The organism is uncultured Porticoccus sp. (genome assembly GCF_963975625.1).
In the GTDB taxonomy this organism is placed as follows: Bacteria; Pseudomonadota; Gammaproteobacteria; order Pseudomonadales; family Porticoccaceae; genus Porticoccus.
In genome coordinates this window covers 149,775-175,636 of record NZ_CAXBHS010000001.1, presented here as the reverse complement: position 1 = coordinate 175,636, position 25,862 = coordinate 149,775, and the positions used below count along the sequence as shown (strand labels likewise).

Genomic DNA, 25,862 nt, shown 5'->3' with positions numbered 1-25,862 from the left:
TGTCATACCCTGTGCTAGAATCGCCAGTTTACGGGTCTACGCCACCACAACATGCTAAAAAAGCTTTCCAAATATTTCAGGAGACACGCTCTCCCAGTTATCAGCGAACCCCATATTGTCCGCTCCGGAGGGCACCCGCTCTCCGCCAGGCAGATTACCAGTGGTGCGAGAAAGGTTGTCGAACAATTGGTCAGCGATGGCTTTCAGGCCTACCTGGTCGGTGGTTGTGTCCGCGACCTGATGCTGGGATTGAGTCCCAAGGATTTCGACGTAGCCACCGATGCCACACCGGAGCAGGTCAACAAACTGTTCAGGCGAGCCCGTATTGTCGGCCGCCGCTTCCAGATTGTGCATGTCCGCATGGGTGCTGAAATTATCGAGGTAACCACCTTTCGGGCCCATCACACAGAACAGGGCTCAAACACCCGGGATGAATCACACCGATCCGCCAAGGGTCTGCTGCTGAGAGACAACCTCTTCGGCTCTATCAACGAAGATGCCAGTCGTCGTGATTTCACCATGAACGCCCTCTATTACCACCCGCAGGATAATAGCGTCTATGACTATGCCAATGGCCTGGAAGACATAGAGCGGCGCGTGATCAGAATCATCGGCGACCCCGAGGTACGCTACCGGGAAGATCCGGTCAGGATGCTGCGAGCCATTCGCTTTGCCGGAAAACTCGGCTTCAGTATTGAGGAAAAAAGTGCCGTCGCCATCAATAAAATGGCGCATCTACTCGCAGATATTCCACCGGCTCGGCTGTTTGATGAAGTCCTCAAGCTACTGATGCACGGTCAGGCCCTGGTCACTTTCCGACTACTCCGGGAATATGATCTGTTTCGTCTGCTGTTTCCCGCCACCGAAGACGCCCTGGATGAAGACCCCGGCTGGTACCTTGAGTTTATCGAGCAGGCCTTGACCAATACCGACAAACGCATTCGCTCGGGCAAACGGGTGACACCGGCGTTTCTGTTTGCCGCACTGCTCTGGCCGGCGGCCAAACAGGCCAACAAAAAATTTGAGCGCTCCAACATCTCTCCGGTTTACGCCTTGCAACAGGCCACGGCAGACGTACTGCACAGAGCCTGTCAGCGGGTAGCCATTCCGCGCCGCTTCAGTATGCCAATGCGAGAGATCTGGGAGATGCAATTGCGCCTCCCCCGCCGTAATGGCAACCAGGCCTTCCGTCTGATGGAAAATAAACGTTTTCGCGCCGGTTATGACTTCCTGTTATTGCGGGAAGATGCCGGCGAACTGGAACCCGGCTTGGGAACCTGGTGGACCCGCTTTCAGGAAATGGACGAAGATCAACGACTCAAGATGGTCAGCACTCTGGCAGAGCCGACACCCACCAAAAAACGTCGTCGGCGGCGGCCCCGCCGGTCACCGGCCACAACCCCGCCAGACCATGACTGAAATCACCTATATCGGGCTGGGCAGCAACCTCGACCAACCACTGCAACAACTCCGGGATGCGGTTATCGAACTGGCATCTCTACCAGACACCAACCTGATAACAACATCCAGCTGGTACCAGAGCCCGCCAATGGGGCCACAGGACCAGCCAGACTTCATCAATGGCGTCGCCAAGCTTCAGACATCACTGTCCCCTCGAAAACTGCTTGAGGCGTTACAAGCCATCGAACAGGCACACCTGCGCAAAAAGGACAGACACTGGGGTCCGCGTACCCTCGATCTGGACATTTTGCTGTATGGCGGACAGATTATTGACAACACCGACCTGCAGATTCCCCACCCCGGCCTCCACCTCAGAAACTTTGTCTTGCTGCCATTGGCGGAGATCACGGAACAGCTGATTTTTCCCGATGGAACGCCACTGGTTTTACACTTGGAAAACTGCCCATCTGACGGTATCGTTCGCCTCTCGTCTGGAGATCCCTGTGGAACAACTGACTAACGATCTGAAGCCTGGGCAGGCACACCAGAAACTACCGGGATTTATTGCGGTAGAAGGGCCGATTGGCGTGGGGAAAACCACGCTGGCCAAGCGACTGGCAGGCAGTTTTAACTATGACACACTGCTGGAAGAACCCGAGCAAAACCCCTTCCTCGAACGCTTTTACGAAGATCGACGCTCGGGTGCGCTTCCGGCACAACTGTTTTTCCTGTTCCACCGTGCCCGGCAAATTCAGGAAATGCGACAAGGCGATATCTTTCAGCAGGTCCGGGTGGCAGATTTTCTAATCGACAAAGACCAACTGTTCGCCCAAATCACGCTAGACGATGATGAATTAAAACTGTATCAGACGGTGTACCAGCAGCTCACCATCGATGCCCCCACACCGGATCTGGTCATTTATCTTCAGGCGCCTACAGAGGTACTGCTGGATCGGGTTCAGCGCCGCGGTACCGAAGCAGAGAAATCCATAGACGCCGCCTATCTCCATCAGCTCAACGATGCCTACACCCGTTTTTTTTACTATTACGATGAAGCCCCGCTGTTGATTGTCAACGCAGCAGACATCGATCTCGCCAATAATGAGCTGGACTACCAAAACCTGCTGGCCTATTTGCTGAATATCAAGACCGGACGCCACTACTACAATCCACAAGCCCACTTGTGACAGGACCATCGCCCATGAAAACGGTCACCATCAACACCCTCTACAAACTCAAGCAGCAGGGTGAGAAATTCCCGGTAATCACCGCTTATGACGCCGCCTTTTCGCGACTGATAGAACAGGTGGGTATTGAAGTTGTGCTGGTAGGCGACTCACTGGGCAACGTTATACAGGGACAGGACAGCACGCTTCCCGTCACCATGGAGCATATGGCCTATCACGTCAGTGCTGTGCGACGGGGTAACAGTAAATCCCTGATTGTTGCGGACCTGCCCTTTATGGCCTACGCGACTGAACAACAGGCGATGGACAATGCCGCACGGATCATGCAGGCCGGCGCCCACGTGGTAAAACTGGAGGGCGGGGCCTGGCTGGCAAGGACAGTCGCCATGCTGACCGAGAGGGGCATCCCGGTATGCGGCCACCTCGGCCTTACGCCCCAGTCCGTCAACAAACTCGGTGGCTATCGCGTTCAGGGCAGGGACGAAACCGCCGCCGATCAGATGATCAGTGATGCCAAGATGCTGGAAAAAGCCGGGATCGACTTACTGGTGCTGGAGTGTGTGCCCGCCACCCTGGCAAAAACCATTACCGAGGCACTGGCCGCACCAGTGATCGGGATCGGTGCAGGTGCAGATACGGACGCCCAGGTGTTAGTGCTCTACGACATGCTCGGCCTGTCACCCCATCAGCCCAGTTTCGCCAAAAATTTTCTCGCAGAAACCGGCAATGTGACAGCTGCACTGAACGCCTACGCCGAGGCTGTGCGCGCGGGTCTTTTTCCACAAAGCGGGCAGAGCTTCTAGTTGTTTTCAGCCGTGCAGCCAAAATAGCGCGCAGCCGCACCGTCCTGCCAGACCGGATATTTTTCCATAACAGAGGTAAACAGATGGGATTCGAGCCAGTAGTTTAACCAATGCCGCAATCTGGGATAGGGCGCGCTGGAAAACCAGTCCGGATCCACCAGGGAAAACTGCCGCACAAACGGAAAAATGGCTACATCGGCAAAGCCCGGTTGATGACCGAGCAAGAACGACTGCTGCTGCAAACGGACCTCCAGGGCCTGCAAAAAAGCCTCTCCTTCGGCACGATAATGCGCAGAGGCTTGCTCAGGGTAACGGTCTGAATACTTATAATGGTCCAGATGAGTTTTGAAAGACCCGTCATTCTCTGCAATCAGCCGGGAGGCTTCCCGGCTTACAGCTGGATTTATCCAATTGTCCGGATCGTGAACAGCCAGAGCCCAGCACATCACATCACAGCTTTCATCCAGCACACGGCCGTCGGGCAGCACCAACACGGGTACCGTGCCTTTCGGCGAGACCGCCAACATGCTCGGTGGCTTGTTCTTCAATAAAATTTCCCGCAATTCCACGGGGACACCGGCATAGCAAATGGCCATGCGGGCCCGGATGGCATAGGGACAGCGGCGAAAGGAATACAATACAGGCAACATCAGAACCTACCCGGTAAAAAATAAGCGAAGTTAGCGTAGCAAACTTTCCACACCATCCACCAGCAGGCTTTATACTGGCCGCCCGGCCATAAAAACAGGAGTTCAGGCAAATATGAAACCGCTACTACCCGGGGTCGAAATAGATCCCGCATCACCGGCAAACGCCGCTGTCATATGGCTACACGGACTGGGGGCCAACGGCCACGATTTTGAACCTGTGGTGCCGGAGTTACATCTTCCAGAGTCTTTGCCAGTTCGCTTTATCTTTCCGCACGCGCCACAAATTCCGGTGACTATCAATAGCGGCTATATCATGCCAGCCTGGTACGACATTCTGGAGATGGAGCTGGATCGCAAGGTGGACCTGGCTCAACTGCGACACTCTGCACTCCAGATCCAACAGCTTATTGACCGGGAAATAGAACGGGGGATCGACAGCCGGCGAATTGTCATTGCCGGATTCTCCCAGGGCGGAGCCGTCGGCTTCGAAGCGGCCCTCAGCTACCCCAAACCGCTGGCGGGCTTACTGGCTTTATCCACCTATTTTGCCACCGCCGATTCAATCGACATTCATCCCGCCAATCGATAACTCCCCGTGCAGATACTCCATGGCACCAGCGACGATGTGGTGCCGGAACAGCTGGGCCGGAAAAGTGTCACCTTTTTGCGCGACCAGGGCTTTACACCCGGCTACCAGACCTTCCCCATGGGACACTCCGTGTGCCTGGAGGAGATTGAAATCATCTCCCTTTGGCTGCAACAGGTGCTGGACTGATCCCAGGCCATTTCAGTGGTCCTGGCTTATTTCAGTCCCAGTCGATACGCCAATTTGTGCAGGTTGCTGGCATCCACATTCAACATCCTCGCCGCTGACGCCCAATTACCGTCGCTGGCGGTCAGGGCCTGTTGAATCGCGTGCCGCTGGCTGCTTTCCACCACTTCACGCATCGGCATAACCGTCTGCAGTTCGGCGTGACCAATTTCAGCGGACGCTGACCCCATGCCAGTCATGGGGCGGACCATCTCCTGGCTGTCAACTCCCTCATCCAAATCCAGCAATTCTGCCCCCAGGGAGATGATTTCAGTTCGTGTCGCGCCTCGACTGACAGCCTTGAGCACCGCACGACTGATAACATGCTCCAACTCCCGCACATTACCCGGCCAGGGGTATCGGCACAGGGCCGTCTCGGCATCGGGGGGCAGCCGTAGACTGCGCAGGCCGAGCCGAGCCCGGTTCAGCTCCAGAAAGCGACCGGCCAACAGTAACACGTCGTTGCCGCGCTCTCGCAAAGGCGGGATCGGCACCGGGTAGACAGACAAGCGATGATATAGATCGGCACGAAAATCGCCGTCGCGCACACTATCATGCAGGTTGCGGTTGGTGGCAGCGATCACGCGCACATTGACCCGTCGTGGCCGGTCCGAACCAAGCCGTTGAATCTCACCATTCTGCAAGGCCCGCAACAATTTCGCCTGCACCGACAGCGGCAGCTCACCCACCTCATCGAGAAATAAAGTGCCGCCATCCGCCGCCTCAAAACGCCCTGGACGCTCGCTGATTGCCCCGGAAAAGGCGCCTTTTACATGGCCGAACAGCTCGCTCTCCGCCAGGGATTCCGGTAGAGCAGCACAGTTGACATGCACCATAGGCCGGTCCGCACGACGAGACAATACGTGCACCCGGCGGGCGAACAACTCTTTGCCCACCCCCGTTTCACCCAACAGCAGCACCGGTAGCTCGGAATCTGCCACCACCGTCAATTCATGCAGCAGGGCCTGCAATGCCTCGCTTTGACCAACAATCTCCTCTTCCACCTCAACCACCGATACCCCGTTCCCGGAATGGGGCTCCCGCACCAGGCGCAGACCCTGCAATTCCTGCTCCAGCCGGGTGACACGGATGGCGGCCTCCGCCAGTAGGCCGAAGTGTTTCAGAGTCTGCGTGGCTTCACCGCTGAAGGCCCCGGCCTCCAGGGCATCCAGGGTTAAAACCCCCCACTGAATCCCCTCCACATAGAGACTGATACCCATGCAGTCGTGCACCGGCAGGGGTTCACCTACCTGACTGTCGAGCAAGCCGTCATAGGGGTCTGGCAGCTCACTACCAGGCTCGAAGCGGGTTGGATCACGACGCGAGAGGATGGCCGCCAGCCTGGGATGCTGAGCCACCACAAAGCGCCTGCCAAGTGTCTCATGCACAAGGCCATCCACCGCCACTGGGCGCAGCCGGTTTTCCTCAAGGCGTAACACCGCCACCGCCCCACATTGAAATTGCTCGCGGAGCACAGACACCAGCCGCTGCAAACGTACCGCCGACGGCAGGTTGACCACCAGGTCCGACAACAACATCAAATCGATCATGGTTTTATAAACCCTATTGTGGTTATTTAGACCATATCAAATAATGGTTATAACCACCACAATATATTTAATATATTGAAATATAATAATAATTTTTTTGGCATAGCTTGTGCTCTATCTCTTGTGACAAATCATAAACCTTGAGAGAGCGAGCATCATGAACATTCTCGAACAACCGCTGGGCACTCTGGCCCGAACCATTCCCGGTGCCACCCGCCTTTTTTATCAGAATCGTCTGGACTTCTGCTGTGGTGGGCACGAAAGCCTGCAGGACGCCGCCATTTGTCGCGGCCTGAACCCGAAGACGATCGCCGCACAACTCAATGTCCTGCAGCAAACAAAAAATACGGATCAGGCTGCACACCAGGCGACCCCCGAAACACTGATCCCCCACATTCTGGAGCGCTACCATGAGCGTCACCGGGAGCAGTTGCCAGAACTGGTACGGCTGGCCGCACGGGTAGAGCTGGTTCACCGTGAGCACCCGGACAGTCCCAAAGGATTATCCAGCCTACTGATGGCCATGCATCAAGAACTGGAGAGCCATATGCTCAAGGAAGAAAACGTGTTGTTCCCGATGCTTTTGCGTCACCTGTTCGACCATGCCATCAACCCCATTGCCATGATGCGCTTTGAGCACGACCAGCACGGTCAGTCGGTGAAACAAATGGAACAGCTGACCAAAAACCTGACCCTGCCCGATGATGCTTGTGACACCTGGCAGGCGCTCTACTGGCAACTGGACTGGTTCCGCGCCGACCTTATGGAGCACATCCACCTGGAAAACAACCTGCTGTTTGAGTGCGTCGATGCACAGGGAGCCAACGGTCATGGGTAAATACAACAAATTGTGGTGGACACTGATCGCTGTCCTGGCTGCCACCTTTGCCCTGTTGGGCTATTTCGGGGTGGAGGTATATCGCAAGGCACCACCCATACCGGACAGGGTGGTGAGCATAAGTGGTCAACAGATCATGACCAGGGAAAGTATTCTCGATGGCCAGACGGCCTGGCAGTCAGTAGGCGGCATGCAGCTCGGTTCCATTTGGGGTCACGGCGCCTATCAGGCACCGGACTGGACCGCCGACTGGCTTCACCGCGAACTACTTGCCTGGCTGGAACTGGCCGCTCAAGAGGAATTTGATCTCAACTATGGGGCACTGACCGGCCGCGATCAAAATGCGCTGCAGTATGAATTGAAACAGGCCTATCGAACCAATACCTACAACCCCGAAACGGACGAACTGGTGGTATCCGAACGGCGCGCCAGGGCCATGGCTCAGACGGCGGATTACTACAATGATCTGTTCGGAGGGGAACCGACACTGCAATCCACTCGGGAAAGTTACGCCATGAAGGAGGTGACACTACCCAGTGGTGAGCGGCGCGCGCAGCTCACCGACTTTTTCTTCTGGACCGCATGGGCGGCAGCGACCGAGCGCTACTCCGGCGAAGCCACCTACACCAACAACTGGCCACATGAACCGTTGATTGGCAACAAGCCCACGGCGGAGAACATTGTCTGGTCTATCGCAAGCGTGGTGTTTCTCATCGCTGGTGTGGGCGGTTTAATCTGGGGCTGGGCCTTTCTGAGCAAGAAAGACGAAGAGGATCCGGTCTCGCCAAAAAATGACCCAATTACCACCTTTCCGCTAACCCCTTCCCAGAAAGCGTTGGGCAAGTATCTGATTGCCGTGGTCGGACTGTTCACCCTGCAGGTGTTTCTCGGCGGCTTTGTCGCCCATTACACCGTCGAAGGCCAGGGGTTTTACGGCCTCAACACGTCCGAATGGCTCCCCTACAGCCTGGTTCGCACCTGGCATATTCAGTCGGCGATGTTCTGGATTGCCACGGGCTTCCTTGCTGCGGGCTTGTTCCTGGCACCGATTATCAATGGTGGCAAGGATCCAAAATATCAAAAGTTAGGCGTAGATATTCTTTTCTGGGCCTTGATTGCGGTGGTAGCCGGTTCCTTTACCGGCAACTTCTTCGCGATTAATCAGATCATGCCCGCCGAGTGGAGCTTCTGGCTGGGACACCAGGGCTACGAATACGTTGATCTCGGGCGCTTCTGGCAGATTCTGAAAGTGGCAGGCATTGCCTTCTGGCTCATGCTGATGATGCGCGGCATTGTGCCGGCCCTCAAGCAGGGTGGCGACAAAAGCCTACTGGTGTTGCTCACAGCATCCGTAGTGGCTATCGGTCTGTTCTACAGTGCCGGCCTGCTCTATGGCGAGCGCACCCATATTTCCATTATGGAATACTGGCGCTGGTGGGTGGTACATCTTTGGGTAGAGGGCTTCTTTGAGGTATTTGCCACCACTGCGCTGGCCTTTATTTTCTGCAGCATGGGACTGGTGTCACGCACCATGGCGACAACGGCATCCCTGGCCTCCGCGTCCCTGTTTTTACTCGGCGGCGTACCCGGCACCTTTCACCATTTGTATTTCTCGGGCACCACCACACCGGTTATGGCAGTAGGCGCCACCTTCAGTGCGCTGGAAGTAGTACCACTGGTCGTGTTGGGTTATGAGGCATGGGAGAGCTGGCGACTGAAATTCCGCGCCCCCTGGATGCAGGATATCAAGTGGCCCCTGCTGTTCTTTGTGGCTGTAGCATTCTGGAACATGCTGGGTGCTGGCGTGTTGGGTTTTATGATCAACCCGCCCATTTCGCTGTATTACGTGCAGGGACTGAACACCACACCAACCCACGCGCATGCGGCCCTGTTCGGAGTATACGGCTTCCTCGCACTGGGCTTCTGCCTGTTGATCCTGCGTTATATCCGCCCCGAAATGATTTTTAGTGAGCGACTGATGAAAACCGCCTTTTGGTGGATGAACGGCGGCCTGATGCTGATGCTGTTTACCAGCCTGCTACCGGTAGGAATCATTCAATTTATCGGCAGTGCCTCCGAGGGTCTTTGGTACGCCCGCAGCGAAGCCTTTCTACAGCAGCCCATACTGGTGACCTTGCGCTGGGTGCGCACCCTGGGTGACGTGGTATTCATTGTCGGTGCCCTGGCGGTGAGTTGGCAGGTAGTACGCGGCATCTGGCCCGCCTCTGGTTACCAAAGACAAAACATCTATGGCGAGGATATCGCCGTTTAACACACATCCCCCATCAACTAACAGGAGAAGCATCATGTTGAAATCGTTCAGAAAAATAGCCACCGCCGGGCTCATTGCACTGCTCATCACCCCCGCCATCCACTCGGCGGAGGTGATCGGCCACAGCAATGACAACACTGGCGGACAGGCTACCGGGGGCTCAATCCTGTTCCTGATCGGCGGCGCAGCCGGTGGCCCCGCCGGCGCACTTGTCGGCGCACTTGTGGGCACCTGGATCGGTGGTACAACCCAGCAACAGGCGGGCCTCAGTGGTGATCGCTATACAATCAAAACTGAACAGGGAGAAACCCATGCATTTCGCAGCCCTAACCGCGAATTTGAACTGGGCGATCAGGTAGACATCGTCGGCATTCGCCTGCAACCTGCGCCTTGATCATGGTTACCGGTGTGGGCGTTCTCTCACCGGTATCTTTCTCACTCCGCGGGACACATACCACTCTGCTATCATTAACTGCTCCGCCACGTTGTGAGGCCTGCATGGTAAAGTCGTCCCCCATCTATCCATTCCGCAAACCACCCGAACCGGGTGTACCCCAGCAGATTGCCGACGGCGTCTACTGGCTGCGCATGCCGCTGCCCTTCCGGCTCGACCACATCAATCTGTGGCTGCTTGAAGAAAGTGATGGCTGGACGATAGTCGATACCGGGCTGGCTACCGAGGACACCACCGAGCTGTGGTTAAAACTCTCGTCGATTGTGTCAGCAAAAAAACCGGTAAAACGCCTGATTGCCACCCACATGCACCCGGATCATATCGGACTTGCCGCCTGGCTATGCCGTCACAGCGGCGCCGAATTCTGGATGTCCCGCAGCGAGTATATGCATTGTCGGATCCTGCTGGCTGACAGCAACCGCGAAGCACCGGAAGAGGCAATCAGCTTCTATCGGGCCGCCGGTTTCAACGATGAACAACTGCGTTACTATCGCGCCAAATTTGGCTCTTTCGGGAGCATGGTTCGCGGGATGCCGGCCTCTTATCACCGACTGCAGCACGGCGACAGCTTCATCATCGGGGGACGTCGCTGGCAGCTGGTCATGGGCGAAGGACACTCCCCCGAGCACGCCTGCCTGCACTGCCCCGAACTGGACCTGTTTATCGCCGGCGACCAACTGCTGCCGACTATTTCCTCCAACGTCAGCGTCTGGCCCATGGAACCGGCCGGCAACCCGCTGCAGGCATGGATCGACAGCTGCCACGGGCTCAAGGCCTTGCTACCGGAAAAGACGCTGGTGTTGCCCTCCCACGGCCTGCCCTTCACCGGCGCTCAGCCGAGACTGCAGGCGCTGATCGACGGTCACGAACGGGACCTGGACAGGGTTGTGCAACATTGCGACGAGCCAAAACGGGTGATTGATTTATTTCCGCTGCTTTTCAAGGCACCGATCGGCAATTCGATGCTGGTTCTGGCCACGGGCGAAAGTTACGCCCATCTGCACTACCTGATGGCACGGGGGAAAATCGCCATGCAGACCGACAACACCGGAGTGAACTGGTATCAGCGCGCCTGAACCAGGGTCGGAATCAACGCCCGGTCGCCGCAGCGACGACTGCCATCTGCCGGTCGTGCCAACCACCCAGCAGCAACTGGGCACTTATCGCGCCGAGCAACGCGATAAACATATCCCACTGGGCATCCCAGACATCCCCCTGGGTGCCGAGGAACTCGACGGAACCGTCGCCACCCACCACCGCAGTCAACCACTCCAGCAATTCATAAAAGGCGCTGAACGCCAGACAGAAACAGGTAACCAGAAAGAACAGCCAATAGCGCCCCACCACAACCCGGTTGCGCCAGAGGATCTCCCTCGCCAGAATCGCGGGCACGAAGCCCTGGGCAAGGTGCCCAAAACGGTCATAGTGATTGCGGGTGAAATCAAACCAGTCTGCCACCACAAAACCCAACGGCACCCTGGCATAGGTATAGTGGGCACCCACCAATAAAATGACGGCGTGCAGAAAAATCAGGTAATAACTGAGCCGGGTCAACGGAAAGCTTCGCCGGGTGACGTACAGTACCGGCAAGGCCATCAGTACGGGGATCGCCTCAAGCCACCAGGTAGCGCGATCAAACGGCGCGATCCAGGACCAAACCAGCACGGCCAGCAGAACAGCGAGCAACCACAATAGTTCCCGGTTAGCGGCCATTATCCGCCCCAGCGGGGCAGCAGGTTTTGTTCAATTCCCAGATGATCGAGCAGCCTCGCCACCAGAAAATCCACCAGATCATCGATCGTCTGCGGGTTCTGATAAAAGCCCGGCATCGCCGGCATCACGGTAACCCCCAACCGCGCCAGTTTCAGCAGATTCTCGAGATGCAATTCTGACAGGGGCGTCTCTCTGGGCACCACAATCAGCTGCTGTTTTTCCTTGATCACCACATCTGCCGCGCGCTCGATCAGATTATTGCTGGCGCCACAGGCAATTGCAGAAATGGTGCCGCCACTGGCGGGACAGATCACCATGGAACGGGGTGCAGCAGAGCCAGACGCCACGGGCGAGAACCAGTCGCGGGACGTATTGACAAGAATCTGGTCTGGCTCCGCATCAAAGTTGAGGGTGAGAAAATCCTCCAGGGCCTCATCCCCGGGCAACGTCAGTTCTGTCTCGGTTTCCACTACAACCCGCGCTGCCTCGGATATCAGAAACTGGATCTGGCAGTTGGCCTGAACCAGGCACTCCAGCAGACGCAGGCCATACTGGGCACCGGATGCCCCGGTCATTGCCAAGGTTATCGAACGATCAAACTCGGCCATGGGCACGCTCCTCAAGTGCGGCCACCAGCTTGCTGTGCAAGCCACCAAAACCGCCATTACTCATAATCACCACATGGGTGCCGTCCACTGTCAGCTGCAAAATCCGCCCCACCAACTCATCAATCGTCCCGAGCACTTCAGCGGGAACCGGCCCGGCAGCCACCTCTTCCACCAGCGACCAACTCGCGCTATCCGGCTGAAACCAGAGCACCTGATCGGCATCGGCAGTGGCCACGGCAAGGTGACCGCGATGAATACCCAGCTTCATGGTATTGGAGCGCGGCTCAATGACCGCGAGAATTTTTTCGCTGTCCACCCGATGGCGCAAACCGGCCAGCGTTGTCGCTATGGCAGTGGGATGGTGGGCGAAATCATCGTAGACCGAGACACCATCAATGGTGGCCAGCCTTTCCATACGACGTTTGACGCCACTGAACTGGCATAGCGCCTCGCAGGACACCTCTGGCGTGACACCAACATGATGTGCGGCCGCGATGGCGGCCATGCCGTTGGCAATGTTGTGATCTCCAGTCTGCGTCCACTGGACAACCCCGCGCGGCTTACCCTGATAACTGATCCGAAAAACCGAACCGTCCTGTTCTGTGGCCTCCACATCCCAACTGTCGGGATCACCCAGCGGCTGGTATTCCGACCAGCATCCCATTGCCAATACCGCCTGCAGGGGGAGATCCCTGACCGGGGCGACAATCAGACCATGGCCGGGAATAGTGCGGACAAAATGGTGGAACTGGGTCTGGATGGCAGCCAGATTGGCAAAAATATCGGCGTGGTCAAATTCAAGGTTATTGAGAATGGCCGTACGCGGACGGTAGTGAACAAACTTGGAACGCTTGTCAAAGAATGCACTGTCGTATTCATCCGCTTCCACCACAAAGAACGCCGAATCGCCCAGGCGGGCAGAGACCCCGAAATTGTTCGGCACCCCGCCGATCAGAAACCCCGGCTGCATACCGGCATATTCCAGAATCCACGCCAACATGCTGGCGGTGGTGGTTTTACCGTGGGTACCCGCCACCGCCAGTACCCAGCGATCGCGGAGGCAATAATCCCCCAGCCACTGCGGACCGGATGTATAGGGAATACCGTTATCCAGCACATATTCCACGGCGGGGTTACCGCGAGACAGCGCATTGCCGATAACCACCAGATCCGGTACGGGATTAAGCTGCGCGGGGTCGTAGCCTTCCGTCAGGGTAATACCGGCATTTTCCAGCTGGGTGCTCATCGGTGGGTAGACGTTACTGTCGCAACCGGACACCTCATGCCCCATGGCTTTGGCCAGCTGCGCGAGTGAGCCCATAAAGGTGCCGCAAATACCTAGAATATGAATATGCATACTGTCTCGTCAGCCTGTCTCTGTTGTAGCACTCCGGCACAAGAATCGACCGGCACACTCACAGTCGGATCCAATTACCCTGCAAGTCTAGTCGGTGCCGGTGCTGCAACGCCACCATAAAAAATGAAATCCCCAACGCTTTCCAGTATGATTCGCCGCTGCTGAAAATTGCGGTCCAACGGGGGAACCCATGCCGAAAAAGAATGCCTTCTATGCACAATCCGGCGGTGTTACAGCGGTCATTAATGCCAGCGCCTGCGGTGTCATTGAAACCGCTCGTCGACACAGCGATAAGATCGGCAAGGTCTACGCGGGCCATAATGGTATTATCGGTGCCCTGCGGGAGGACATGATTGACACCAGCAGGGAATCGGATGAAGCCATTGCGGCCCTGCGCCATACCCCTTCCGGTGCGTTCGGCTCTTGCCGGTACAAGCTGAAGAGCCTGGAAGAAAACCGCGTTGAGTACGAGCGGCTGATCCAGGTATTCAAGGCTCACAATATCGGCTACTTTTTCTACAATGGCGGTGGCGACTCTGCCGACACCTGCCTAAAAGTCTCCCAGCTCTCGGAAAAAATGGGTTATCCAATACAGGCCATCCATATCCCGAAAACCGTGGATAACGACCTGCCCTTCACAGACAATTGTCCGGGCTTTGGCTCCGTTGCAAAATACGTGGCAATTTCTACCAAAGAAGCAAGCCTCGATGTCGCAGCAATGTGCGAGTCCTCCACCAAAGTCTTCATCCTGGAAGTAATGGGACGCCATGCCGGATGGATTGCCGCTGCCAGTGCCATGGCAGCGGAACAGGCCGGCGACCCGCCCCATATTATTCTGTTCCCCGAGATCCCCTTCGCTCAGGAGGAGTTCATTGCCAAAGTCGAACAGACTGTGCAGCAACGGGGCTACTGTGTCATCGTCGCCTCGGAGGGAGTCCAGTACTCCGACGGCACCATGATTGCCGGATCCGTCACCACCGATGCATTCGGGCATCAGCAGTTGGGCGGACTGGCCCCCACCCTGGCGAGCATGATCAAGCATGAGCTTGGCTATAAATACCACTGGGCGGTGGCCGACTATCTCCAGCGCTCGGCACGACATATCGCTTCCGCCACGGATGTAGAGCAGGCTTATGCGGTCGGCCAGGCCGCGGTGGAATACGCGTTGGCCGGCAAAAACTCTGTGATGGTCACCATTGAACGGCTGGCTGGAGATAATTACAGCTGGCGACTGGGGGAGGTCGGGCTGGACAAGGTGGCCAATATTGAAAAGAAGATGCCCAGTGATTTTATTTCACGGGACGGTTTCGGCATCACCCAACTGGCAAGGACCTATCTTGCACCACTGATTGAAGGCGAGGACTACCCACCCTATCTCAACGGTGTGCCGAACTATGCCAGACTCGCCAAACTGCCCGTGAAGAAAAAGCTCAACACGCCCTTTGATATTTGATTAAATGAGCTCCTGTTCACATTATCTGATCTCATGACTCATTAAAGAGGGAGCTCTCATGATCACCTTTTGCCCACTACTCCGCTGCTTTGCTTTTCGCATGCACACTCGCATTGGGTGTCACTACAGCGTCAGCTGGCCAGAAGCCCTGCATTGCCATTGCTCCCCCCCAGGCCCAACTGGGACAGGGCGCCAGCGGGCAGGACGTATCCAGTCCGGTACAAAACATGCTGATTTCCTACCTCAGCGGCCCAATGCTTGAGGTGGTCGCCCTGCAGTCCCGGCTGCCAGCCCAGCTCGAAGCTGAGGCCAAGCAGTCCGGATGCGATTACATACTGACCGCCGACGTGGACTATCAAAAAAAGAAGAGCTGGGGCAAGGCGCTTTCCATCGGGGCCGGCGTGATCTCCTCGGCACTGCCCTACGCCGGTGTGGGTGGAAGCATGGGTAGTTTTGTCGCCGCCACCACCGCGGCCAACGTGGCCAATACTGCCGCCAGCGTACAAATGCAACAGGAATCCATGGAAAAGCTGACGGCGGCTCAGGGGACCATCCGCAAAGGGGATTCCATTGCGCTTAACTACAAATTGAAGAGCATCACTAACGGCAAGCAAGTGGCTGGGAATGACTTTAACACCAAGGCTGAACAGGACGGCCAGGACCTGCTGATCCCGATGATCGAACAGACCGCCACCGAAGTATTCAACAAGGTCACCCAATAAGAGCCACCCAATAACAAACCATGGAGGCTTGTCGACCTTTTACCGGAAGACGCAATGGCGCTGCCACCGCAAAGGAACAGCGCTGTTTTCTACCCTCCACTTTACCCTTCCAGCATAAAAGTCACCGGGCCGTCATTGCACAGGCTCACTTGCATATTGGCGCCAAAAACTCCCGAGGCCACATCCGGATGGAGCTGCTCTGCCCTGCTTATGAAATAATCGTAAAGTGCCTCTGCCCGCTCTGGCGGCGCGGCATTGCTGAACCCTGGCCGCAACCCCTTGCCGGTATCGGCGGCCAGTGTGAACTGGGAAACGACCATCAAGCCACCACCCATCTGCTGAAGGTTGAGGTTCATCCTGCCCCCATCATCGGGAAAGATGCGGTAGTTGAGCACCTTGTGAAGTAATCGGGCGGCAGCGCCCTCACTATCGCCGGCCTGAACGCCCAGCAACAGCAGGATACCCGGACCAATTTCACCCATCCTGTCACCGTTGACCTCGACAGTGGCATAACTGACGCGCTGTATCAGTCCTAACATGATGCCCTCCCTTACAGAACCTGGTTTGCTGGCGAGCCCGCCAGATAAGATCGCAAATTATCTGCTGCCAACGTGACCAAACGCTGCCTTGCCTCACGAGCCACCCATGCACTGTGGGGTGTAACAATCAGATGGGGCAGATCGGGATTGAGCAGCGGATTGCCATCGACAGGGGGCTCTTCGGTAAGCACATCCACCCCCGCACCGGCAATCTCCCCAGCTTCCAACGCATCCGCCAGCGCCTGTTCTTCCACCAGACCACCTCTGGCACAGTTAATCAACAATGCCGACCGCTTCATCATGGTCAGCTCGCGCCGACCAATCAGGTGGCGGGTTTCCGCTGTAAGCGGGCAATGCAGACTGACCACATCGGCTTCGCGAAGCAATCTGTCCAGCGGCATGCGTGTGTCATCGCCGCTCTGCCGCCATGGCAAGGAGGCGATGCCCACCCGCATGGAAAATGCCCGGCCAATTTCGGCTACCCCCTGACCCAGTCGCCCGTATCCGATAATACCGAGGGTCTTTCCCGCCAGCTCTGAGACCGGGTAGTCCAGCAGACAAAAGGTAGAACTGTTGGCCCAACGCCCATCCAGTGCGGCAATATTGTAATCAGCCAGACGAGTTGTCAGCGCCAGAATCATGGCCCAGGTGTGCTGAACCACCGAACCGGTACCATAGCCAGTCACATTGGTGACCACCACACCACTCGCCCTCGCAGCACTGATGTCCACCACATTGGTGCCGGTGGCCAGCACACCGATATAACGCAGCTCGGGAGTCAGGTCCGCCGGCCCGATCAAGACCTTATTGGTCAGCACCACGTCGGCGCCGGCGATGCGTTCGACGAGCTCTGCCGGCTCGGTATTGCCGTAGACTGCCCACGACAATGGCAGATCCGTAATCGGTCGCAAATCCACATCCTCTGATCCAAGGCTGTCGGCGTCGAGAATTACCCCTTTCATATTCGCTGCCCGAAAGTTATCTTGCCATCCAACGTCATGACACTGGAGTGTACCCGATGTCCCCGAAACCGCGCATCGTCATCACCTATTGTTCGCGCTGCCAGTGGCTGCTGCGCTCAGCCTGGCTGGCGCAGGAGCTGCTGACCACTTTTGCCGATGATCTTGCAGAAGTTGCCCTGAGACCGGCAGACATCAGCGGCACCTTCGAAATTTTTCTCAATGAGCAGTCGCTCTGGGAACGCACTCGGGACGGCGGTTTCCCGGAGGCAAAAATACTCAAGCAACGGGTGCGCAATCTGATTGACCCCGATCGCTCGCTGGGCCATAACGACCGGTAAATACTTCAGCAACGACTGACGTGCGGCACGCCAGTTTCTTCTGGCATAATGTGCCGCTTGTGCCTACCCACCAGAAGAATAAGGAACACCCATGTCAGCAAGGTTACTGAGCATTTACCAATCCATCGTTCTTCGACATCCTCTGGCTGTCTTGATAGCGGTACTGTTGTTGGCAGTGGGCATGGCTTTCGGATTGCCGAACTTCAAGTTGGACGCCTCTGCTGACTCCTTAACGCTGGAACACGACACAGACCTGGATTACTACCGAAAAACACTGCAACACTATGGTAGCAGTGACTTTCTGGTGGTCACCTATACCCCCAAAGAGGGGGATCTTTTTGATGATGCATCGCTGGCAACGCTGGCGGAAATTCGCGATGAACTGAAGCAGATTGAGGGCGTCGCCAATGTTACCTTCATGCTCGACGTTCCCCTGCTCTACAGCCCCAAGGTCAAGATATCCCAACTCAAGGATGAGCCTCGCACGCTCATGGACGAAGACACCAACCGAGATATGGCCCGCAAGGAGTTTCTCGAAAGTCCCATCTATCGCAATCTGATTCTCAGCCCGGATGGTCAAACTACGGCGCTGCTGGCCACCATGGAGCTGGACCGGAAATACCTCGACCTGGTTCGCAAACGGGACTCCCTGCGGCTGAAACGGGATACCGAAGGCCTGACACCAGAAGAAGAAATCGAGCTGGAACAGGTGAGCGAAGAATTCCTCAACTACCGCACCGAGCGCGCTGCCATTGAGCACCAAAGGGTGGATGAGGTGCGTGAGAAAATGGCGGCCTTCGAGGACCGCGCAGAACTGTTCCTCGGTGGACCCAGTATGATTACCGCCGACATGATTGACTTTATCAAAAGCGATCTGCGAATTTTTGGCACCGGTATTGTGCTGTTTATTATCCTGACCCTGGCCATCATTTTCCGGCAAATTCGCTGGGTCGTTCTGCCACTGCTGACCTGTCTGCTCTCGGTGGAAATCATGCTCGGTTACCTGAGCTGGATTGACTGGCGATTGACTGTGATCTCTTCTAACTTTGTGGCGCTACTGCTGATCATCACTCTGGCGCTGACCATTCATCTGATTGTTCGCTACCGCGAAATCCTGGCCGAATCTCCTGATCGCAACCAACTGGAACTGGTCAGTGAAACCGTCAATTACATGGCCCGCCCCTGCCTGTACACCGTGCTCACCACCGTGGTGGCCTTTGTTTCCCTTGTGGTCAGTGACATCCGACCAGTAATCGATTTTGGCTGGATGATGACCATGGGTATTACCCTGGCACTGGTGCTGGCATTTCTGGTGATTCCCGCCGGCATGATGCTGCTCGGCAAGGGCCATAACAACGACAGTGGTGACAACTCGGCGGCCTATACCCTGTATTTTTCACGGTTTACCGAAAATCACGGCGGACTGGTTCTGGGCCTGGCCTTGCTGGCCGCCGTAATCAGCGGCTGGGGCATCTCCCAGTTGCAGGTGGAAAACCGGTTTATAGACTATTTCCGCTCTGACACCGAAATTCATCAGGGGCTCTCCGTTATCGATGAAAAACTGGGAGGCACCACGCCACTGGATATCATTCTGGATGCACCCGACACGGCCACGTCACACGCTGGCGGCGACAATAGTGCCGACGCGGGCGGAGAAGATCCGTTTGCTGCGGAAGATCCATTTGCAGCAGAGGACCCCTTTGCTGCAGAAGACCCCTTTGCCGACGATGGCAGTACCGGAAAGGAGGCTTCGACCAACAGCTACTGGTTCACAGGGGTCGGTATTCAGAAGCTGAACCAGATGCATGATTACCTGGAGTCACTTCCTGAAGTGGGCAAAGTCAATTCGCTGGCAATGATCACCGACGTCGCCGAAGACCTGATGGGCCACCGCCTGAACGATCTGGAACTGGCCTTTCTCCGCAACAGCCTGTCCCGGGACAATGCCGCTTTTCTGGTTGACCCCTACATTGACGACGAACTGAATCAGGCCCGCATTACGCTGCGCATCCGGGAAACTGGTGGCGAGTTGAAACGACCGGAACTACTGAAAAATATTCGCCAGTTTGCCGTGAATGAGTTGGGATTGCAGGAGGATCAGGTGCATCTGACCAGCCTGTTGGTACTCTACAACAATATGCTGCAAAGCCTGTTCCGCTCCCAGATTTTGACCCTGGGGGCCGTTTTTATCGGCATCATGGCGATGTTTCTTGTGCTGTTCCGCTCACTGTCGATTTCCCTCATTGCCATCCTGCCGAACATGCTTGCCGCTACTGTAGTACTTGGCGGCATGGGGCTTGCCAGAATTCCCCTGGACATGATGACCATTACTATCGCGGCCATCACAGTGGGTATCGGTGTGGACCATGCAATTCACTACATCACCCGTTTCCGGCGGGAATTTGTTGTGGATCGCGACTACATCGCCACCATGCACCGGGCTCATGCCAGCATAGGGCGGGCACTGTTTTACACGGCCATCACCATTATCATTGGCTTCTCCATTCTGGCGCTGTCGAACTTTATCCCCTCCGTCTACTTCGGCCTGCTCACCGGTTTGGCAATGCTGGCGGCGCTGCTCGGCTCCATGACCCTGCTGCCAAAACTGATTCTGATCTTCAAGCCGTTCGGCAAGTAACAGGGGCCCTTTAAAAACCGCAACAGCTCATGGCCTGTTGCGGTTTTTGATCCTATCGACAGGTTCCCTGCTACACTTTTTACAAAACAACCTATAAGTACAAACCTGCCGGAGAGCCTTCCAACTATGTCATTTCAACCCTGGGAACTGGTGGCCGGGCTGGGTATTTTCCTTTACGGAATGATGGTTCTTGAACAGGCGTTACGCACACTCGGCACCCGCGCCTTCCGTCACATACTGAGGGATTACACCAATACGCCGGTACGCGGCGTCATGATGGGTGTGATCAGCACCGCCTGTCTGCAGAGCAGCTCCATGGTCGGCCTTATCGTGCTGGCCTTTGTGGGGGCGGGCATCCTCACCATGGCCAGCGCCCTGGGGATCATTTTCGGCGCTAGCCTGGGCACCACCTTCACCGGATGGATTGTCGCCACCATCGGTTTCAAACTCAGTCTCACACAATATGCCATGCCGCTACTGGCCGTGGGGACACTCGGCACCGTCTTTATCAGCTCGGAACATCGGCGCCACAGTCAAGCCAGATTACTGCTCGGACTGGGACTGCTGCTGATGGGGCTCGATTTTATGAAAACCAATATGGGGACATTGGCCGAGCAGAGTATTCCTGGAGTATTTGCCGATTACCCGATTCTGCTCTACGCGCTGGGCGGCCTGTTATTTACGGCATTGGTACAGTCCAGTTCAGCCACCATGATGATTGTGCTGAGCGCCATCAATGCCGGGGTGATGCCGCTCACCACCGCGGCAGCCATCATGGCAGGCGCAAATCTGGGCACCACCGTCACGGTCGTTCTCGGCAGCTTGAAGGGCTCGCCGGACAAACACCGGGTGGCGCTGGCCCACTTTATCTTCCACCTGCTGTCCACCCTGATCGGGCTGGTATTTTTGTACCCGATCCTGCAGCTGATTAGCGATATCCTCACGGTACAGGACCCAATGTACGCGGTGGTGCTGTACCACTCGCTATTCAACCTGTTTACGATTCTTCTGTTTTTGCCTTTTATCTCACCGTTCGCCCGCTGGCTGCAAAACCGCTTTGCCGACGAGGATGGCAGTGGCTGTCAATTCATCACCAAGGTTCCAGCCAGCGTCAGCGATGCCGCCAGTGAAGCCATTCACCAGGAAGTGATCCGGCTGTTTTACCGGGTCATCCTCCTCAATCTTCGGGTGCTGAAAATACGCCCGCAAGAACTGCTACAGGAATACGAGGGCTATCGGGTATATCGTGAAATCAGTCTCAAAAACCCCAGCTACGATGACCAGTACGCGGATATCAAACACACCGAGCAGCAAATCCTGCACTATGCCAACAGAGTCTTGCAGGAAAAGGCCAGTAGCGATGAAGCACAGATTGTTTCCGGGCTGCTGCACGCGGCCAGGGACATGGTCTTCAGTGCCAAAAGCTTCAAGGATATACGCCTCAACATCGTGGAGTTGCGGATGCAGTCCGACGATGAAGAAATGATAGAAACCATCCGTCACGACACCCGCGCCATTTACCGGCACCTGCTCAACCTGCTGGAAAAAACCGACCTCATACTGGTTGCCGAAAAGCGCGAGCAACTGGACACTGAAATCAATTTGTCTCATGACCGTCTCCATCAAATGATTACCCGCTACAGCGATGGCGATGGTATCGGCGTCCCTCTCTCGACACTACTCAATGTCAACCGGGAAATGCTGGTATCCAACCAGATGCTGGCAACGGCCGTCAGGGATCTGGTCGAGGCCAGGTAGCCACCAGAATCCCATTTGGCAATTTGCCCTCATGCCCCGTTTGCTACCCCGCAGGCAACTGATTATAGTCGTGAGCGAACTTCTGAAGACGGAGAACCTAACGGATGAAAACACGTGCAGCGGTCGCTTTTGGCGCAGGCAAACCCCTCGAAGTGGTTGAAGTTGACCTGCAGGGACCGAGAGCCGGGGAAGTCCTGGTGGAGATCAAGGCCACCGGCGTTTGTCACACCGATGCCTTCACCCTCTCCGGCGACGACCCGGAAGGCGCTTTCCCGACTATCCTGGGCCACGAGGGCGCCGGAGTTGTAGTGGAAGTGGGTGCCGGGGTTAAAAACCTCAAGCCCGGGGATCACGTGATTCCCCTCTACACCCCGGAATGCCGGGAATGCGATTTCTGCCTCAATCCCAAAACCAATCTCTGTCAGGCTATCCGAAGCACCCAGGGTCAGGGGTTGATGCCCGACGGCACCAGCCGGTTTTCTCTCGACGGGCAACCCCTGCTTCACTACATGGGTTGCTCCACCTTTGCCAACTTTACCGTGCTGCCGGAAATCGCTCTGGCGAAGGTCCGCGAGGACGCGCCCTTCGAAAAGATCTGCTACATCGGCTGCGGTGTGACCACCGGCATCGGCGCGGTGGCCTTCACCATGAAAGTGGAACCGGGCTCCACCGTCGCCGTGTTTGGTCTCGGCGGTATCGGCCTCAATGTCATTCAGGGTGCCAGAATGGTTGGCGCTACCCGGATCATCGGCATCGACCTGAATCCGGCCAAGGCTGCGCTGGCAAAACAGTTCGGCATGACCGATTTCGTCAACCCGTCAGAAGTGGATGATGTGGTTGGGCATCTGGTGGAAATAACCGGCGGCGGGGTGGATTACAGCTTCGAGTGCATTGGCAATGTCAACGTCATGCGCCAGGCTCTCGAGTGCTGTCACAAAGGCTGGGGAGAGAGCTGTATCGTCGGGGTCGCCGGCGCCGGCAAGGAAATTGCCACGCGCCCGTTTCAGTTGGTCACCGGGCGCTCCTGGCGCGGTACTGCTTTCGGCGGCGCACGGGGACGCACCGATGTACCCAAAATTGTCGACTGGTACATGGATGGCAAAATTGACATCGACTCGCTGATCACCCATACCATGCCGCTGGACGACATCAACCGGGCTTTCGACCTGATGCACGCCGGCGAGAGCATTCGCTCGGTGATACGCTACTAGGACGCTCCGACCATGGAACAAATCGACGCCCATCGCTGTTTTGATGGCCAACAGCTCCGCTTCCGGCACCGGGCCGATTCGCTCGACTGCGACATGACGTTCTCCATCTATCTGCCACCCCAGGCGGACCAGCGGGCTGTACCGGCACTGTACTGGCTGTCCGGCCTGACCTGCACGGATGAAAATTTTGTCATCAAGGCCGGTGCACAACGCTATGCGGCAGAATACGGTATCGCGCTGATAGCGCCGGACACCAGCCCCCGAGGTGAAGGGGTGCCCGATGATCCGGCAGGCGCCTATGATTTTGGTCTGGGCGCTGGATTTTATCTCAATGCCACCCGGCGGCCCTGGGACAGGCACTACCGTATGTACGATTATGTCGTGGATGAGCTGCCTCGTCTTATCAATGACCACTTCCCAGTGGACTATGAAAAAATCGCCATATCCGGCCACTCCATGGGTGGCCATGGTGCGCTGACCATCGCCCTGAAAAACCCTGACCGCTATCGCTCGGTATCGGCATTTGCACCGGTCTGCTCCCCCATGCGCTGCCCCTGGGGCGAAAAGGCCCTCGGCACTTACCTGGGGGATGACCGGGACAGCTGGCGACAGTACGACAGCTGCGAACTGATCAGGCAGGCACCCCACCACCTGCCCATGCTGGTCGACCAGGGAAAAGCAGATGACTTTCTCGACTCACAACTGAAACCCCATCTGTTGGCCGAGGCGGCGCAACAGGCGGGGTACCCGCTGGATATTCGCTATCGACCGGGTTACGACCACAGCTATTTCTTTATCAGCTCCTTTATCGGCGATCACCTCCGTTTTCACGCCCGACACCTCTAACCTCACAGAAATAAAGATTTTCCACCGGCAGCCTACAATTTCATTGAATACTGTTTATTTATACAGTATTTTGGCGTGATGAAAACATCCCTTTTGATGCCGACCGCCACTGACCGCCGCATACCCCTGTTTGGCGCAACGGTAAGAGCGGGCTTTCCAAGCCCCGCAGACGATTTTGTCGAGAGGCCACTGGATATTCACGACTATCTGGTAAAACATCCGGCTGCCACATTCTTTGCCCGTGCAGAAGGCGATTCAATGACCGGCTTCGGTATTTTCAGTGGCGACCTGCTGGTGGTAGATCGCGCCCTGCAACCCCAACATGGCGATGTGGTGATCGCCGCCATCGACGGCGAATTAACCTGCAAGGTACTGGATCTCAACGAGCGGTTACTGCGCGCCGGCAATCTTCGCTACCCCCCGATCGAGCTGCATGACAATGCTGAATTGATTATTGAGGGTGTCGTCGTCCACTCCGTGCGCCATCACCGATGTTTGCGCTAGTTGACTGCAACAGCTGCTACGCCAGTTGTGAGCAGATTTTTCGACCGGACCTGCGCAACAAGCCAGTGGTAGTCTTGAGCAATAACGACGGCTGTGTGATTGCCCGCTCAAAGGAGGCCAAGGCGCTCGGCATTCCCGACCTGCAAGCCTATTTCAAAATCCGGCCGTTGCTGGAGCGGCACAGGGTCCATGTATTTTCCGGTAACTTCCGGCTCTATGGCGATATATCCCGCCGGGTGATGGACAGCCTGCGCCACTTCAGCCCGAACATAGAAATTTACAGCATTGATGAAATGTTTCTGGACCTGGCAGGCATGGATCTGCCATTGCAACCGTACGGCCTGACCATCAAACGGGCTATCTGGCAACAGGTGCGCATGCCGGTCAGTGTCGGCCTGGCACCCAGCAAGACACTGGCGAAACTGGCCAACTATGGCGCAAAAAATATCCCGGGGTATGACGGTGTCTGTCTGCTGGACAGACCTGGAAAATGGCAGTGGTTACTACGCCAGGTACCGGCTACCAAAGTATGGGGTATCGGCTCACGACTCGGTCAGAAGCTGGCCGGAATGGGTATTCACAGCGCCGGGGAACTGGCCAACAGCAATCCGAAAATGATCCGTCAGCGCTTCAATGTCTGTGTCGAGCGCACCGTGGAGGAGCTAAACGGCACTTCCTGCATGGCGCTCGAAGAGGTGCCAGCCGACAAAAAGCAGATTTACTGCACGCGGTCTTTCGGTAGGAAACCCACCGCGATGGAACCTCTGCTGAAGGCGGTCAGTCTCTATGCCAGCAACGCGGCGGAAAAATTGCGCAAGCAGCGGCATCTGGTCCGGACCATCCAGGTGTTCATCCATACATCGCCCCACCGGCCTGACTACTACAGCAATAGCACCGTGGTACAGCTGCCCTTTGACACCGACGACAGCCGGCTGATCGCCGCTCATGCCAGACAGGCAGTGCGGGCCATCTACCGGCCGGGGTATGCCTATATCAAAGCCGGGGTCGGCCTGATTGAACTGATATCACGCAAACATCAACAGGCCGATATCTTCCAGAATCATCAAAGTTCCCACACAGATACGCTGATGCAGACGCTGGATGCCATCAACCGGCGCTATGGCCGGGGTGCCGCTTTTCTCGCCAGCGCAGGGCGGGGTCAGGGCTGGCCGATGCGCCAGCAGTACTGCTCACCGGCCTACACGACCCGCTGGCATGATCTGCCCGTTATCCGAACCTGACGCCAC

The 25,862-nt window shown here is 56.5% G+C and carries 24 protein-coding genes and 1 pseudogene; 18 read left to right on the top strand and 7 right to left on the bottom strand.

Annotation, left to right across the window (positions count from 1 at the left end):
• The first annotated feature begins 51 nt into the window (after positions 1–51).
• The 4 genes from pcnB to panB are packed head-to-tail and all read left to right on the top strand — an operon-like array spanning position 52 to position 3,391.
• Positions 52–1,419 carry a polynucleotide adenylyltransferase PcnB gene (gene pcnB / locus AACZ64_RS00840; RefSeq protein WP_293613896.1) on the top strand — a complete coding sequence of 456 codons (1,368 nt, stop codon included), beginning with the start codon at positions 52–54 and terminating at the stop codon, positions 1,417–1,419.
• Positions 1,412–1,921 carry a 2-amino-4-hydroxy-6-hydroxymethyldihydropteridine diphosphokinase gene (gene folK, locus AACZ64_RS00835; RefSeq protein WP_293613897.1) on the top strand — a complete coding sequence of 170 codons (510 nt, stop codon included), beginning with the start codon at positions 1,412–1,414 and terminating at the stop codon, positions 1,919–1,921. The genes pcnB and folK overlap by 8 nt, the downstream gene beginning before the upstream one ends.
• A complete protein-coding gene (locus tag AACZ64_RS00830) occupies positions 1,905–2,588 on the top strand; it encodes a deoxynucleoside kinase (protein ID WP_293613898.1) in 684 nt (227 codons plus the stop codon). Before folK ends, AACZ64_RS00830 begins: the two co-directional genes overlap by 17 nt.
• A gap of 14 nt (positions 2,589–2,602) precedes the next feature.
• Positions 2,603–3,391 (top strand): 3-methyl-2-oxobutanoate hydroxymethyltransferase, encoded by a 789-nt coding sequence (gene panB, locus AACZ64_RS00825; RefSeq protein ID WP_339639587.1) that lies wholly within the window; start codon positions 2,603–2,605, stop codon positions 3,389–3,391.
• Here panB and AACZ64_RS00820 read toward each other — a convergent pair.
• Positions 3,388–4,041, bottom strand: a complete 654-nt coding sequence (locus AACZ64_RS00820; protein ID WP_339639586.1) for a glutathione S-transferase — start codon at positions 4,039–4,041, stop codon at positions 3,388–3,390. The genes panB and AACZ64_RS00820 overlap by 4 nt on opposite strands.
• Before the next feature lie 112 nt (positions 4,042–4,153).
• Between AACZ64_RS00820 and AACZ64_RS00815 the strand changes: the two are divergent.
• A pseudogene (locus AACZ64_RS00815) lies at positions 4,154–4,816 on the top strand (carboxylesterase).
• A gap of 26 nt (positions 4,817–4,842) precedes the next feature.
• On the opposite strand, the gene norR reads toward AACZ64_RS00815, so the two are convergent.
• Positions 4,843–6,402, bottom strand: coding sequence for a nitric oxide reductase transcriptional regulator NorR (norR, locus tag AACZ64_RS00810; protein ID WP_339639585.1), 1,560 nt, complete (start codon positions 6,400–6,402; stop codon positions 4,843–4,845).
• A 157-nt stretch (positions 6,403–6,559) separates the two neighbouring features.
• On the opposite strand from norR, the gene ytfE reads away from it, so the two are divergent.
• The 4 genes from ytfE to AACZ64_RS00790 all read left to right on the top strand — a co-directional run bounded on the left by ytfE (position 6,560) and on the right by AACZ64_RS00790 (position 11,042).
• A complete protein-coding gene (gene ytfE / locus AACZ64_RS00805; RefSeq protein ID WP_339639584.1) occupies positions 6,560–7,240 on the top strand; it encodes an iron-sulfur cluster repair protein YtfE in 681 nt (226 codons plus the stop codon).
• On the top strand, positions 7,233–9,512 hold the full coding sequence (locus tag AACZ64_RS00800) for a nitric-oxide reductase large subunit (protein WP_293613903.1): 2,280 nt from the start codon (positions 7,233–7,235) through the stop codon (positions 9,510–9,512). Before ytfE ends, AACZ64_RS00800 begins: the two co-directional genes overlap by 8 nt.
• A 34-nt stretch (positions 9,513–9,546) precedes the next feature.
• Complete coding sequence (locus tag AACZ64_RS00795; protein WP_293613904.1) at positions 9,547–9,906, top strand: hypothetical protein; 360 nt, start codon at positions 9,547–9,549, stop codon at positions 9,904–9,906.
• Positions 9,907–10,010: 104 nt separating this feature from the next.
• The gene (locus AACZ64_RS00790) at positions 10,011–11,042 is read left to right on the top strand and encodes an MBL fold metallo-hydrolase (RefSeq protein ID WP_293613905.1); all 1,032 of its coding nucleotides are present in this window, start codon (positions 10,011–10,013) and stop codon (positions 11,040–11,042) included.
• A 13-nt stretch (positions 11,043–11,055) separates the two neighbouring features.
• Here AACZ64_RS00790 and AACZ64_RS00785 read toward each other — a convergent pair whose 3' ends face one another.
• The 3 genes from AACZ64_RS00785 to mpl are packed head-to-tail and all read right to left on the bottom strand — an operon-like array spanning position 11,056 to position 13,644.
• Positions 11,056–11,679: a DUF2238 domain-containing protein gene (locus tag AACZ64_RS00785; protein WP_293613906.1), complete on the bottom strand. Its 624-nt coding sequence runs from the start codon at positions 11,677–11,679 to the stop codon at positions 11,056–11,058.
• Positions 11,679–12,287 (bottom strand): flavin prenyltransferase UbiX, encoded by a 609-nt coding sequence (locus AACZ64_RS00780; protein WP_293613907.1) that lies wholly within the window; start codon positions 12,285–12,287, stop codon positions 11,679–11,681. Before AACZ64_RS00780 ends, AACZ64_RS00785 begins: the two co-directional genes overlap by 1 nt.
• Positions 12,274–13,644: a UDP-N-acetylmuramate:L-alanyl-gamma-D-glutamyl-meso-diaminopimelate ligase gene (gene mpl / locus AACZ64_RS00775; protein WP_293613908.1), complete on the bottom strand. Its 1,371-nt coding sequence runs from the start codon at positions 13,642–13,644 to the stop codon at positions 12,274–12,276. Before mpl ends, AACZ64_RS00780 begins: the two co-directional genes overlap by 14 nt.
• Positions 13,645–13,834: 190 nt before the next feature.
• On the opposite strand from mpl, the gene AACZ64_RS00770 reads away from it, so the two are divergent.
• Together AACZ64_RS00770 and AACZ64_RS00765 are read left to right on the top strand one after the other, a co-directional pair.
• Positions 13,835–15,097: a 6-phosphofructokinase gene (locus tag AACZ64_RS00770; RefSeq protein ID WP_036858481.1), complete on the top strand. Its 1,263-nt coding sequence runs from the start codon at positions 13,835–13,837 to the stop codon at positions 15,095–15,097.
• Positions 15,098–15,210: 113 nt separating this feature from the next.
• Positions 15,211–15,819 (top strand): hypothetical protein, encoded by a 609-nt coding sequence (locus AACZ64_RS00765; protein WP_339639583.1) that lies wholly within the window; start codon positions 15,211–15,213, stop codon positions 15,817–15,819.
• Positions 15,820–15,920: 101 nt separating this feature from the next.
• Here the strand turns inward: AACZ64_RS00765 and dtd are convergent, their stop codons facing one another.
• Positions 15,921–16,358, bottom strand: coding sequence for a D-aminoacyl-tRNA deacylase (gene dtd / locus AACZ64_RS00760; RefSeq protein WP_293613910.1), 438 nt, complete (start codon positions 16,356–16,358; stop codon positions 15,921–15,923).
• Positions 16,359–16,369: 11 nt separating this feature from the next.
• Positions 16,370–17,320, bottom strand: a complete 951-nt coding sequence (locus AACZ64_RS00755; RefSeq protein WP_293613911.1) for a D-2-hydroxyacid dehydrogenase — start codon at positions 17,318–17,320, stop codon at positions 16,370–16,372.
• 56 nt (positions 17,321–17,376) lie between these two features.
• On the opposite strand from AACZ64_RS00755, the gene AACZ64_RS00750 reads away from it, so the two are divergent.
• The 7 genes from AACZ64_RS00750 to AACZ64_RS00720 all read left to right on the top strand — a co-directional run bounded on the left by AACZ64_RS00750 (position 17,377) and on the right by AACZ64_RS00720 (position 25,856).
• Positions 17,377–17,658, top strand: coding sequence for a SelT/SelW/SelH family protein (locus AACZ64_RS00750; RefSeq protein WP_293613912.1), 282 nt, complete (start codon positions 17,377–17,379; stop codon positions 17,656–17,658).
• Positions 17,659–17,749: 91 nt separating this feature from the next.
• Positions 17,750–20,296, top strand: coding sequence for an MMPL family transporter (locus AACZ64_RS00745; RefSeq protein WP_339639582.1), 2,547 nt, complete (start codon positions 17,750–17,752; stop codon positions 20,294–20,296).
• Between the two features lie 126 nt (positions 20,297–20,422).
• On the top strand, positions 20,423–22,054 hold the full coding sequence (locus AACZ64_RS00740) for a Na/Pi symporter (RefSeq protein WP_293613914.1): 1,632 nt from the start codon (positions 20,423–20,425) through the stop codon (positions 22,052–22,054).
• Between the two features lie 104 nt (positions 22,055–22,158).
• Positions 22,159–23,265, top strand: a complete 1,107-nt coding sequence (locus tag AACZ64_RS00735) for an S-(hydroxymethyl)glutathione dehydrogenase/class III alcohol dehydrogenase (protein WP_293613915.1) — start codon at positions 22,159–22,161, stop codon at positions 23,263–23,265.
• 12 nt (positions 23,266–23,277) lie between these two features.
• Positions 23,278–24,111 carry an S-formylglutathione hydrolase gene (gene fghA, locus AACZ64_RS00730; protein WP_293613916.1) on the top strand — a complete coding sequence of 278 codons (834 nt, stop codon included), beginning with the start codon at positions 23,278–23,280 and terminating at the stop codon, positions 24,109–24,111.
• A gap of 78 nt (positions 24,112–24,189) precedes the next feature.
• The gene (gene umuD / locus AACZ64_RS00725; protein WP_293613917.1) at positions 24,190–24,615 is read left to right on the top strand and encodes a translesion error-prone DNA polymerase V autoproteolytic subunit; all 426 of its coding nucleotides are present in this window, start codon (positions 24,190–24,192) and stop codon (positions 24,613–24,615) included.
• Positions 24,603–25,856: a Y-family DNA polymerase gene (locus tag AACZ64_RS00720; protein WP_293613918.1), complete on the top strand. Its 1,254-nt coding sequence runs from the start codon at positions 24,603–24,605 to the stop codon at positions 25,854–25,856. Before umuD ends, AACZ64_RS00720 begins: the two co-directional genes overlap by 13 nt.
• The last annotated feature ends 6 nt before the right edge of the window (positions 25,857–25,862 follow it).

What these genes read in the sequence shown, in the direction of transcription:
- AACZ64_RS00820 (WP_339639586.1), bottom strand. Translation starts at nt 4,041, where the DNA reads ATGTTGCCTGTATTGTATTCCTTTCGCCGCTGTCCCTATGCCATCCGG.
- AACZ64_RS00770 (WP_036858481.1), top strand. Translation starts at nt 13,835, where the DNA reads ATGCCGAAAAAGAATGCCTTCTATGCACAATCCGGCGGTGTTACAGCG.
- AACZ64_RS00800 (WP_293613903.1), top strand. Translation starts at nt 7,233, where the DNA reads ATGGGTAAATACAACAAATTGTGGTGGACACTGATCGCTGTCCTGGCT.
- AACZ64_RS00795 (WP_293613904.1), top strand. Translation starts at nt 9,547, where the DNA reads ATGTTGAAATCGTTCAGAAAAATAGCCACCGCCGGGCTCATTGCACTG.
- panB (WP_339639587.1), top strand. Translation starts at nt 2,603, where the DNA reads ATGAAAACGGTCACCATCAACACCCTCTACAAACTCAAGCAGCAGGGT.
- folK (WP_293613897.1), top strand. Translation starts at nt 1,412, where the DNA reads ATGACTGAAATCACCTATATCGGGCTGGGCAGCAACCTCGACCAACCA.
- umuD (WP_293613917.1), top strand. Translation starts at nt 24,190, where the DNA reads ATGAAAACATCCCTTTTGATGCCGACCGCCACTGACCGCCGCATACCC.
- mpl (WP_293613908.1), bottom strand. Translation starts at nt 13,644, where the DNA reads ATGCATATTCATATTCTAGGTATTTGCGGCACCTTTATGGGCTCACTC.
- dtd (WP_293613910.1), bottom strand. Translation starts at nt 16,358, where the DNA reads ATGTTAGGACTGATACAGCGCGTCAGTTATGCCACTGTCGAGGTCAAC.
- fghA (WP_293613916.1), top strand. Translation starts at nt 23,278, where the DNA reads ATGGAACAAATCGACGCCCATCGCTGTTTTGATGGCCAACAGCTCCGC.
- AACZ64_RS00735 (WP_293613915.1), top strand. Translation starts at nt 22,159, where the DNA reads ATGAAAACACGTGCAGCGGTCGCTTTTGGCGCAGGCAAACCCCTCGAA.
- AACZ64_RS00740 (WP_293613914.1), top strand. Translation starts at nt 20,423, where the DNA reads ATGTCATTTCAACCCTGGGAACTGGTGGCCGGGCTGGGTATTTTCCTT.
- norR (WP_339639585.1), bottom strand. Translation starts at nt 6,402, where the DNA reads ATGATCGATTTGATGTTGTTGTCGGACCTGGTGGTCAACCTGCCGTCG.
- AACZ64_RS00790 (WP_293613905.1), top strand. Translation starts at nt 10,011, where the DNA reads ATGGTAAAGTCGTCCCCCATCTATCCATTCCGCAAACCACCCGAACCG.
- AACZ64_RS00750 (WP_293613912.1), top strand. Translation starts at nt 17,377, where the DNA reads ATGTCCCCGAAACCGCGCATCGTCATCACCTATTGTTCGCGCTGCCAG.
- AACZ64_RS00780 (WP_293613907.1), bottom strand. Translation starts at nt 12,287, where the DNA reads ATGGCCGAGTTTGATCGTTCGATAACCTTGGCAATGACCGGGGCATCC.
- ytfE (WP_339639584.1), top strand. Translation starts at nt 6,560, where the DNA reads ATGAACATTCTCGAACAACCGCTGGGCACTCTGGCCCGAACCATTCCC.
- AACZ64_RS00745 (WP_339639582.1), top strand. Translation starts at nt 17,750, where the DNA reads ATGTCAGCAAGGTTACTGAGCATTTACCAATCCATCGTTCTTCGACAT.
- AACZ64_RS00720 (WP_293613918.1), top strand. Translation starts at nt 24,603, where the DNA reads ATGTTTGCGCTAGTTGACTGCAACAGCTGCTACGCCAGTTGTGAGCAG.
- AACZ64_RS00785 (WP_293613906.1), bottom strand. Translation starts at nt 11,679, where the DNA reads ATGGCCGCTAACCGGGAACTATTGTGGTTGCTCGCTGTTCTGCTGGCC.
- AACZ64_RS00755 (WP_293613911.1), bottom strand. Translation starts at nt 17,320, where the DNA reads ATGAAAGGGGTAATTCTCGACGCCGACAGCCTTGGATCAGAGGATGTG.
- pcnB (WP_293613896.1), top strand. Translation starts at nt 52, where the DNA reads ATGCTAAAAAAGCTTTCCAAATATTTCAGGAGACACGCTCTCCCAGTT.